At 31.5% G+C, this 10,928-nt stretch carries 11 protein-coding genes and 1 tRNA gene; all 12 read right to left on the bottom strand.

Annotated features, from left to right (window positions below; translation table 11 throughout):
• Positions 1-180 precede the first annotated feature (180 nt).
• The 12 genes from gap to QM536_05195 all read right to left on the bottom strand — a co-directional run bounded on the left by gap (position 181) and on the right by QM536_05195 (position 10,914).
• Positions 181-1,188 (bottom strand): type I glyceraldehyde-3-phosphate dehydrogenase, encoded by a 1,008-nt coding sequence (gene gap, locus QM536_05250; protein MDI9356415.1) that lies wholly within the window; start codon positions 1,186-1,188, stop codon positions 181-183.
• Between the two features lie 32 nt (positions 1,189-1,220).
• Positions 1,221-1,294, bottom strand: a tRNA-Asp gene (locus QM536_05245).
• An 8-nt stretch (positions 1,295-1,302) separates the two neighbouring features.
• Positions 1,303-1,614: a DNA-directed RNA polymerase subunit omega gene (locus QM536_05240; protein ID MDI9356414.1), complete on the bottom strand. Its 312-nt coding sequence runs from the start codon at positions 1,612-1,614 to the stop codon at positions 1,303-1,305.
• Positions 1,615-1,626: 12 nt separating this feature from the next.
• Entirely contained in the window at positions 1,627-2,421 is a 795-nt protein-coding gene (gene bamD, locus QM536_05235; GenBank protein MDI9356413.1) for an outer membrane protein assembly factor BamD, read from the bottom strand.
• A gap of 337 nt (positions 2,422-2,758) precedes the next feature.
• A complete protein-coding gene (gene rplI, locus QM536_05230; GenBank protein ID MDI9356412.1) occupies positions 2,759-3,202 on the bottom strand; it encodes a 50S ribosomal protein L9 in 444 nt (147 codons plus the stop codon).
• 13 nt (positions 3,203-3,215) lie between these two features.
• The gene (gene rpsR, locus QM536_05225; GenBank protein MDI9356411.1) at positions 3,216-3,473 is read right to left on the bottom strand and encodes a 30S ribosomal protein S18; all 258 of its coding nucleotides are present in this window, start codon (positions 3,471-3,473) and stop codon (positions 3,216-3,218) included.
• 25 nt (positions 3,474-3,498) lie between these two features.
• Positions 3,499-3,900: a 30S ribosomal protein S6 gene (gene rpsF / locus QM536_05220; protein ID MDI9356410.1), complete on the bottom strand. Its 402-nt coding sequence runs from the start codon at positions 3,898-3,900 to the stop codon at positions 3,499-3,501.
• Positions 3,901-4,050: 150 nt separating this feature from the next.
• Positions 4,051-4,713: a uracil-DNA glycosylase gene (gene ung, locus QM536_05215; GenBank protein ID MDI9356409.1), complete on the bottom strand. Its 663-nt coding sequence runs from the start codon at positions 4,711-4,713 to the stop codon at positions 4,051-4,053.
• Positions 4,714-4,716: 3 nt separating this feature from the next.
• Positions 4,717-5,604, bottom strand: coding sequence for a succinate--CoA ligase subunit alpha (gene sucD, locus QM536_05210; protein ID MDI9356408.1), 888 nt, complete (start codon positions 5,602-5,604; stop codon positions 4,717-4,719).
• Between the two features lie 63 nt (positions 5,605-5,667).
• Positions 5,668-6,435, bottom strand: coding sequence for a carbonic anhydrase family protein (locus QM536_05205; protein MDI9356407.1), 768 nt, complete (start codon positions 6,433-6,435; stop codon positions 5,668-5,670).
• A gap of 49 nt (positions 6,436-6,484) precedes the next feature.
• A complete protein-coding gene (locus QM536_05200; GenBank protein MDI9356406.1) occupies positions 6,485-9,628 on the bottom strand; it encodes a TAT-variant-translocated molybdopterin oxidoreductase in 3,144 nt (1,047 codons plus the stop codon).
• 20 nt (positions 9,629-9,648) lie between these two features.
• A complete protein-coding gene (locus tag QM536_05195) occupies positions 9,649-10,914 on the bottom strand; it encodes a cytochrome c3 family protein (protein ID MDI9356405.1) in 1,266 nt (421 codons plus the stop codon).
• Positions 10,915-10,928 lie beyond the last annotated feature (14 nt).

The following is a 10,928-nucleotide window of genomic DNA, read 5'->3' as shown; positions in this document are numbered from 1 at the left end:
CTGTAGTTTTAGTGCTATTATGTCCTAAAAGTTCTTGAATAATACGAATATCAGTTCTGCTTTTCGGAGTGGGAGCAAATCTGCTATCCTGTTCTTGTATGGTGCTTTAAATCTTTACTTCCTCAAATATTTATAGCATCTAAATTTTTTATAAAATAATAGTTTTGAGAGTCTACCTTATTATAGTTCGGCTATATGGATTAAAAGATCTACAACTCTATTACTATAACCAAATTCATTATCATACCATGCGACTAGTTTGACAAATTGAGAGTTGAGCGAAATACCTGCTTCAGCATCAAAAATACAAGACCTGGGGTCTGTTATAAAATCACTAGAAACAACTTGTTCATCTGTGTATCCTAATATTTTTTTTAATGTATTACTTTCAGATGCTTTTTTAAGAGTTGATTTTATTTCTTCATACGAAGTTTCTTTGGCTAATCTGCATGTAAGATCTACGACAGATACATTAGGAGTTGGGACTCTAAATGACATACCAGTAAGTTTTCCATTGAGTTCCGGAATTATTTTTCCTACGGCTTTGGCAGCACCTGTGGAAGAAGGGATTATATTTTGATTGGCTCCTCTCCCACCTCTCCAATCTTTTAAAGAGGGTCCGTCTACTGTTTTTTGGGTCGCTGTTACAGAGTGTACCGTAGTCATGAGTCCTTCTATTATACCAAAATTATCATGCACAACCTTTGCTAATACCGCCAGGCAATTAGTAGTACAAGAAGCATTAGAAATAATATCTATATTTTTCTTGTATTCTTTATGATTTACTCCCATAACAAACATAGGAGTGTTATCTTTGGGAGGGGCGGATATAATTATTTTTTTTGCTCCTGCTGTTATGTGTTTACTGGCAGTATCACTTGCTAAAAATAGTCCTGTAGATTCTACTACAAAATTTGCATTTATTTCATTCCATTTTAAGTTAGCAGGATCTTTTTCTGAAGTTACTCTAATGGGTTTTCCATTTACTATCAAGTTCCCATTTTCTGTTTTTACATCGCCTGTAAATTTACCATGCGTAGAATCATATTTTAGCATATATGCCATATACTCCGCATCTATGAGATCATTAATTCCTACTATTTGTATTTCAGGGTGTGAAATAGCAGCTCTGAATACGAGACGACCAATACGTCCAAAACCATTAATACCTATTTTTATTTGGTTCATTTTTTTATGTTTTAGTGAATATAAAATACAAGCGGTATGGACGGGACTCGAACCCGCGACCTCCTGCGTGACAGGCAGGCATTCTAACCAACTGAACTACCAAACCTTGTTTTTTTATTGTTCTGTTTTTCTATAGTATACTTTTCCTTTTAAAAATTCTTCTATTGCTATTTCATAAGATTTAGGCATTTTTTCATACATTTTATATATTTCTAATAATTCGTTTGTTTCTTGATTTGTTTTTCTTTCAGTGGAGGGAGAATCAGAATTTGGTTCTTGGTAACCTGAAATTTTTTCTTTCAATGTATTCATTCTTTCTTCTTCTATCTGTCTTGCTCTCATGGCAATAATAACAATTGATTCAAATATATTTCCTGTTATATTTGCTATATCTACGTTATCTGCTTTTATTTTATTGTGGTTCATTTTATTATAAATTTATTTGTTTTTAGTATCTAATTTTTCTAAGCAATCTAAATACATTTTTTCAGCATTTTTTATAAATTTACTACCGCTATATGTATCAATAAATTCTTGGTAGTATTGTATAGAAATGTTAATTCTTTCTTTTTGTTTTTCTTCTATGCTGTGTAAAGAGTATTCGTATTGAGATTTAAATTTCAAGAAAGATGCTTCTTCATTATATTGAGAATCAGGAAAATCTTTTTGAAAATTAGTAAATGATCTTATTGATGCTTCGTATCTTTCTAGTTTTTCGTATTGTTTGGCTATTTCGAATGCCTTTGTTTCTAGTTTTATCTGTAAATTATCTATTATTTCTTGTGCTTTTTCTTTATATTCGCTATATGGGTATTTATTTATAAAATCTTGTGTTGCTGATATTGCTTCAAAAGTGCTACTTTGGTCTAAAAAATATTCTGGTGACTGAACATATAAAGAATATGCATACATAAAATGAGCATCAGTAGCATGTTCACTTTTACCGTATGTATTGTAAAAAGTGTGAAAATGATGTGCACTTAGTATATACTGTTGTTGATAATAATACGAGTATGCAGTATAAAGCTGTACTATCTCTGCTTCTTTTGTTCCCCTTATTATTGGTAAAATATCTTCAAATAACAAGGTAGTTTTATAATATTTTTTTTCTTCGTAATATTGTAATGCTGCTTCGTATTTTTTTTTCCAATCAGCACTATTTTGAATTTTTTTAAAGTAACATGATTGTATTTGCAATAGCAGAAAAGTGATTATAAAATATCTTGTTTTCAAATTTTTAATAAGATAATGTTACTTTGGTATATTACCCAATATAGTATTTTTTTTCATACATTGTAATATTTGTTTTACGCAGTAAATATTATAGATGAAAATAAAACCTTTTCTGTTTTAAGAATTAAAAATAGAATAATGTGTTTAAAATATTTTACTATTCTGATTTGGGAAACTGTTTTTTTAATTCTTCTGTGTCAATATTTTTTATGACGGGTTTAAAAGAGTACTTTTTTATGTTAAACTTTCTTTGTGAGGATTTAACAACTCTTACGCGTGTTTTTCTTTTTAGTCTAGTATATCCCATTAGTGTTATTTTAGTTTTAGAAAAAGTGAATTATTCTGGGATTACATTAATAGTAATCTCTGGTTTTATTTCTTTATGAAGATCTATAATTGCAGAAAACTCTCCTACTTGTTTAATGTGTTCTTTTAGAAGTATTTTTTTACGATCTATTTGTATTCCTTTTTTATGGAGTTCTTCTGCTATTTGTGAGTTTGTGATAGAACCGTATATTTTTCCGTTATCGCCTGCTTTTACAGATATTATAAGATTTACATCTTTTAACATTTGTGCAATATGAAGTGCTTCGTCTTTTATTTTTTTTGTCTTATGGGAGCTTTGTTTGAGATTTTCTTGGGTAATTTTTTTCACACTTTCTATGGCAAGTACTGCTAATTTTTGTGGTATGAGATAATTACGTCCATATCCATTTTTTACTTTGATTATATCGTTTTTATTTCCGAGTTTTGGGATGTCTTGCTTGAGTATTATTTCCATTGTTATTAAGAATTTATTTTAAACCATCTGTAAGATATGGGAGGAGTGCAAGATGCCTTGCTTTTTTTACTGCTAATGCTATTTTTTTTTGAAATTTTTGACTATTTCCTGTGAGTCGTCTGGGGAGAATTTTTCCTTGTTCATTTATAAATTTTAGTAGAAATTTTGGATCTTTATAGTCAATATACTTGATTCCATTTTTTTTGAATCGACAATATTTTTTAATATTTTTTTCCCCTTCTTTGTTCACTGATTCATTTATCAGTGCCATACTTGTGGTTGCTTTGTGAAAGAATTTATTTGTCTTCATATTGTTTTTTATTTTCTATTGTTGGTTCTGTTTTTATTTCTTCCTTCGGTTTATTAAAATTTCCGTTTTTTCTTTTGGCATTATATTCAACCGCATATTTGTCTAGTACTGTTATAAGAAATCGTATAATATGTTCGTTTCTTCTAAATTCTATTTCGAGTGTTTTTACTATTTCGGGAGATGCATTAAACTCTATAAGGTTATAAAAACCTGATGTTTTTCTTTTAATGGGGTATGCAAGTTGTTTTAATCCCCAATATTCTACATTTATTATGTCTGCAGAGTTATCTGTTAATATTTTGATAAACTTATCTACAGTATCCTTTGTCTTTGTTTCCTCGGACAAATCGGAAGAGAGTATGAATACTGTTTCGTAATATTTTTTCATTTTACTTTTAATTTTTATATTTTAGAATTATTTATAGTATAGTGATATGATTTACATAAATTAGTTTTTTTTTTTAAAAAAAGATATTTTGCAATATTTTTTATCTTATTTATATGTTTTTTTATCAAAAAACATATAAATAAGAATAATTTACCAATTGATTGGTGTTATTTTTTTTGATATGAGATATTCATTTGTTTTACTAAAGTGTTTGCACCCAAAAAATCCTTTTGTGGAAGAAAAAGGAGATGGATGTGATGCTTCTAATATAAGATGTTTGGTATTATCTATGAGATTTTTTTTTTGTTTTGCGAAATTTCCCCATAAAAGGAATACAATATGTGTTTTTTTTTCAGATACGATTTGTAGTACTTTGTGTGTAAAGGTTTCCCATCCTTTGTTTTGATGGGAGCATGGATGGTTTTTTTTCACTGTAAGTACTGTATTTAAAAGGAAAACACCTTGGTTTGCCCATCTTTGTAAGTTTCCATGTATTGGTGGTTTATTTCCTATGTCTGTTTCTATTTCTTTAAATATATTTTGGAGAGATGGGGGTATTGGTATGTTGTCATTAACTGAGAAAGAGAGACCGTGTGCTTGTTTTTCGCCGTGGTATGGGTCTTGTCCTACGATGACTACTTTTACTTTGTATAGAGGGCAGCTGTTAAAGGCGTTAAAAATTTCTTTTCCTGGTGGATAAATAGTGTATTTTTTATATTCTTCTTTTATAAATTGTGTGAGTTCTATAAAGTATTTTTTTTGAAATTCATCGTTTAATTCTTTTTTCCATGAATCTTCTATTGTTACTATCACTTTTTAATTTTTTAAGTATTTTAACATGGTTTCACCTATTTCTGCGGGTGAGAGGATGACGTGGATTCCACATTCTTTCATTATTTTCATTTTTGCGGATGCGGTGTCTTCGGATCCACCAATGATGGCACCTGCATGTCCCATTCTTTTTCCTGGGGGTGCGGTTTGTCCTGCTATGAATCCGACTACTGGTTTTTTATTTTTTCCTGAGTTGTAAACTTCTTGGATATATTTTGCTGCGTTGGCTTCGTAGTTTCCTCCTATTTCACCTATTATAACAATAGCTTCTGTTTCAGGGTCGTTCATAAAAAGTTCTACTGCATCTTTGGTAGATGTTCCTATGATGGGGTCTCCTCCTATTCCTATGGCTGTGGAGATTCCGAGTCCTTGGTTTGCGAGTTGATAAGCTGCTTCGTATGTAAGTGTTCCTGATTTTGAGACTAGTCCTATTTTTCCTTTTTTGAAGACAAATCCTGGCATAATTCCTACTTTTGCTTCACCGGGAGTTATGATTCCTGGGCAATTAGGTCCTATAAGAGTTACGTTTTTTCCTTTTAGGTAGTTTTTTGCTATGACCATATCTTTTACGGGGATACCTTCGGTGATAGTTACAATGACTTTGATACCGGCATCTGCGGCTTCCATGAGTGCGTCAGCGGCAAAAGCTGGAGGGACAAAAATAATACTTACGTCTGCTCCTGTGGATTTTACAGCGTCTTCTACGGTATTAAAAACGGGTTTTTCTAAATGTTTGGTTCCGCCTTTTCCTGGGGTTACTCCACCTACTACATTTGTTCCGTATTCTATCATCTGGGTTGCGTGAAAAGTTCCTTCGCTTCCTGTAAATCCTTGTACTATGATTTTAGATTTTTTATTTACTAAAACACTCATTTTGCAATAATGTTATTTAAATGTGATGAATAATTTTTTTATTATTAATATTGTTATTGTATGTTATAGTTTTTCTAAAATAATTCTGTTGTTTAGGAGTTGTAGGGGTCTTGCGTTTCCGTGTGGGAATAGTTTTTGAAGAGTATTTATTTGTTGTGTTGATGCTTCCATAGTTTCTTTAAAAATTATCCATTGTATTCCTTGTGTACAAGGCGGGGTTGTTAGAGAACCTGTGTATGTGTAATAATTTGTATTAGATGGGATAATATCAGATATATTTATAGAAATGGGGACGGTAGTGTGTTCGTTTCTTATGGCAGGGATATAATCAAATATTCTCTTTATAAAAGGGTTTTCTGTTCCTTCTCTGATTAGGAATCCTAGTACGGTTATATTTTGTGTAACGGTATCTTGATGTACTAGATGTAGTTCCATTGGATAGAAAGTTCCGTTTATAGTGTGTTCGCTTTTTCTATGAAAATGAAACTGTATTAATTTAAAAGTAATACCTCTGATCATGATTCTAGATGTGCTATTTGGATTTAATGTTACGAGTACTGTATGTCCTGTATTTTTATTACTCATACTAATAGTGTTGTATTGAAAAAGTATGGTTTCTATATTTGCTTTTACGGTAGTATTCGTATTAATATTAATGGGGGATTGTATTTTTTCTCCGCAATCCATATATCCTTCATTTTGCCAGTCTGTATTTATATAGTTCCATTCTGATGTGGGTTCTATAGTTTCTGTTTTTGAGTCGTCTGGTCTACAAGCGGTAAAATATACAAATAATATGAGTAATAAAGCAGATGTTATTTTTATTTTCATTATATAAAAAAGAGTAGTGTCTAAAAATGATTGTAGTTTGTGAAAAGATTTATGAAGATTCTTTTTGTTGTGTGTTTTTATTTCTAATTTTTGTGAGGTACCATACATTTGGTTTTACATTGATTTCTTCTAAGACGTTGTAAGCTCTCTCTTCTTGTATTTCTAATTCATTTTTTTCATTAGAAGAAATATGAAGGAGTTTTGATATTTTGCTATTTGGGTCTTTCATATCTCCAAATACTATGGCTTGGGATGGGCAAGAGGCGGCGCATGCGGTGTTTATTTCTCCGTCTTTTGGTCTTCTATTTTCTTTTTTAGCGTTGAGTTTACCGTATTGGATTCTTTGTACGCACATAGTACATTTTTCCATAACTCCTCTTGATCTGACTGTTACATCGGGGTTTAGAACCATTTTTCCTAGGTCGTTATTCATGGATGTATTTGTAGCAAACTGTTCATTGTCATGATATTTAAACCAGTTAAATCTTCTGACTTTGTATGGGCAGTTATTAGCACAGTAGCGAGTTCCTATACATCTATTATAGACCATTTGGTTTAATCCTTCGGTGCTATGAGTGGTAGCTGCTACTGGGCAAACTGTTTCGCAGGGTGCGTTATTACAGTGCTGGCACATCATAGGTTGAAAGGTGATTTCAGGGTTATCAGAAGCTTTTTCTAATGCGGTATAAGTAAAATCTGGGTTATTTTTATCGGTAGTAGCATCGCTGCTGTAGTATCTATCGATTCGTAGCCATGCCATTTCTCTTCTGTTAATAACTTCTGTTTTTCCTACAACGGGGATGTTGTTTTCTGATTGGCATGCTATTATACATGCGGAACATCCTGTGCAAGAATTTAGGTCTATAGCCATTCCCCAATGGTGGTTATTATAGGAATGCCCTTTCCATAAAGATATTGTTCCGGGTTTTTTAGGTCCGTCGGGAGTTACTACCATTGGTTCATATCTTCCTGCTCTTGGATTTTTTTGATATTCTCTTAGTGTAGTTTCTTGAATAACAGTTTCTCTGCCCATAAATGTTTGATGTGTTTGTGTTTGTGCTATTCTATAGGGTTCTTTATCTACATTTAATATGGATACTTTATTGAATATATTAGCATTATTATATTCGTTTTCTCCGGTATATAAAAAGGGGAATACATTAAATCCTATGTTATCTGAGACTTTTCCTCCGTTTGTTCTTCCGTATCCGAATGCTATTGCAAAGGTATTATGAGGCATACCTGGTTGGGTTACTGCTGGTAGGGTCAGAGGTATTCCTTGTATTTCTATAGATATTTTTTGAGTAAATCCTTCTTTCATAGTGATTCCTAAATTTGTTGCTGTTTGTTGAGACATTGCTATGTAGTTTTCCCAACATATTTTTGATATGGGGTCAGGTAGTTCTTGTAACCATGGGTTATTTGCTTGTTCTCCTGCTCCAATACTTATATTTTCATAGAGGAATGCCTGATATTCTGTGTTAGAGATGGATATTTTTTTAGAAATATCTTTTTTTATAGAATAAATATCTATCGGTGTAATTGGTTTTAATGTTTCGGCAGATTCTACTTTTTCTTCTGCATTATTTTTTTCAAAAACCCCATTGTATAAACACTTGTCCCAAAAAGATTCAAAATATTCTGTTTCGGATGCGAATATATTTTCTTTCCAATAGTTTTTTATAAATTCTAGATAAGAAATATTTTCTCCCGTCCATATAAGAAATGATTCTTGGGATTGTCTTGTATTAAATATTTTAGAAATAACGGGTTGAGAGATGCTAAAGTTATTTTTCATGGGTTCTGCATCATTCCATGATTCTAAATAATGACAGTCAGGTATATGGTACTGAACATTTTTTGATGTTTCATCGTTTCTATCAGAGGTAGAGATAGTGAGGGAGCATTTGGATATGTATTTTGTGATTTCATTTCCTAAAGGATGATCATAGCATGGGTTACAGTTGTAAAAAATAATTCCGTCTATAGTATTTGCTTCTAAGTCGGTTACAAACTTTTTCATTTCTTTATCATCCCCTTGTTTTAGATATAGAGGTGTGTTTATGTCTAATGTATTATTATAATTTTCTAGCATTATATTAATAGCATTTATGAGTATTTGAGCGTTTATATCGTTCGTTCCACATACTATGAGAGAATTTCCTTTATTTTTCCAAAGGGTTTCGGCTGCTTTGGTAATTATTTTATTTTCTGTGTTAGGGATAGAATTTATAATGGGAAAATCTTCGGATTTTATTTTTTTAGCAATAAAATTATAGATATGGGCTATATAAGGCAGTTTTTCGGATGGTTTTATAGCATTTCTATAATCTGCATTTGCTCCTGTGATGGATAGGTGGGTTTCAAAAACGAAGAGTTGGTTCATATCTGTGTTTTTAGAGGATAGTTTTCTTTTACGAGTAAATTGTTGGGAGAAGAGAGTGGGGTTTATCCACGTTCCTAGAAAATCAGCGTCAATACTTACAATGGTTTTTGCTTTGTCAAAATGATAAGTTGGTAATGATCTCTTTTGAAAAGATAAGAGATGAGCATCTAATAATGCGGAATAGGATATAGCATCATATTTTACTACAGATGCATTGGGGTATTTTGTTATAAAGTTATCTAATATTTTTTGAGTAGATGGGCTTATTATAGAATGGGTAACAATTTTTATTTTTTTTTCTTTGTTGTTTATGTCGTTCAATTGTTGTATTATTTCAGAATCTGCGGTTTTCCATTCTATTTCTTTTCCTTCTTTTTGTGGGTTTTTCAAACGTTGATTATCATAGAGAGAAAGTACTGATGCTTCTACTTGGGGAGTGGTTCCTGGGGTAAGTTTTGATAGTGTATTTGGTTCTATTTTTATGGGTCTTCCTTCTCTTGTTTTTACGACGATGCTTGCATAATTGCTTCCATTTATATAGGTAGATGCGTAATAATTAGGTATTCCTGGGTCGACATCTACAGGTTTATTCAGGTATGGGATAGCGTTTCTTATAGGCGCTTCGCAGGATGCGAGAGATACAGCGGCTAAACTGAATCCCATTTTTTTTAAAAAATCACGTCTATGGTTTGTTTCATTTTCCGTTAATGGTAGTGAGGAAAACTCATTTTGTGAATGTTTTATAAATTCTGAATCATTGGTTAACTGTTCTAGTCCTTTCCAGTATATTTTTTTAGTTGGTTTCATTGTATTTTATGTTTTATATTTTAATAATGGCATTTTGAGCATTCTAGTCCTCCGATGTCTTCTACTTTCATTGGGGTTTTGCTTTTTTTATTGTGAATTTTTACTAAATTATCGTAATAGGCGTTACCTTTACTATTTATATCTGTTTCGCGGTGACAATTTATACACCATCCCATTGTGAGGTTAGAGTATTGATATACTACATCCATTTCTTCTATTGGTCCATGGCATGTTTGGCATTTTACATTTCCTACTTGGACGTGTTGTGCGTGATTAAAGTATGCTAAATCTGGGAGATTATGAATTCTTATCCATTCTATTGGGGTAGAATTTTCAACAGCATCGTATATTTTTTTTATTTCGGGGGATATTCCTGATTTTCCTCCTACATTTTGGATTACTCCGTGGCAGTTCATACAAATATTAGGTGATGGGATATTGGCATTTTTACTTTTATAGACACTTGTATGGCAGTAGTTACAATCTATTTTATACTGACCTGCGTGGAGTTTATGTGAAAAAGCGATTGGTTGTGTTGGTTTGTAGTTTTGTTGAATTCCTATGGAAAATAGGCCATCTATAATACTTTTTAGAACGATAGCGGTAAACAAAAATACGGTTAAACCGATTACAAAATTGCTTTTTAATAGGCTTGTTAAACTTTTTTGTTCGGATATAATTTCGTTTTGTTCTTCTGTAAGATTATTTTTTTTGGAAATATATTTTAATAAAACGCTTAATATGGATAGTAATACTAATAAGATAATACCTAATATAGCAACAAGCGCTATTAAAAGTATATCTGTGTAGGTAGTATTTGAGTCGTTTTTTTCTGTATTATTTACTATTTGTGGATTTATTATTGATGTGGCGGCAGAAGGGGTTATTTCTGATTGGTTTTTTATATATGCTACTATAGAAGTTATTTCTGAATCAGAAAAATCAAAAGATGTCATCTCTGTTTGATTGTATTGATTATAGAGTTCTAGGGCATAAGTATCTCCGCTTTTAATTACTTTTTGAGAATTTTTCACAAATTTAATTATCCATGATAGTTCTCTTCTTTGGTGGACGTTTTTGAGAGGTGGTCCTATTACTTTATCGTCTATTGAATGGCAAACTGTGCAATTTGCTTTAAATAATACTTCGCCTGATTGAATAATAGATGATTCTGTTGGTATACTTTCGGCACCTTGGCTGATAGCTTTCGTAATACTAAAAGTATTTATTATTAAAAATGCTATTGCATAGGGAAAAATGCTGTGTAATAATTTTTCTTTAGTCATAGTGTATTATAAAA

Source organism: Chitinophagaceae bacterium, from assembly GCA_030053935.1.
Taxonomy (GTDB): Bacteria; Bacteroidota; Bacteroidia; order Cytophagales; family JASGCU01; genus JASGCU01.
This window is presented reverse-complemented; position numbering and strand designations above follow the sequence as displayed.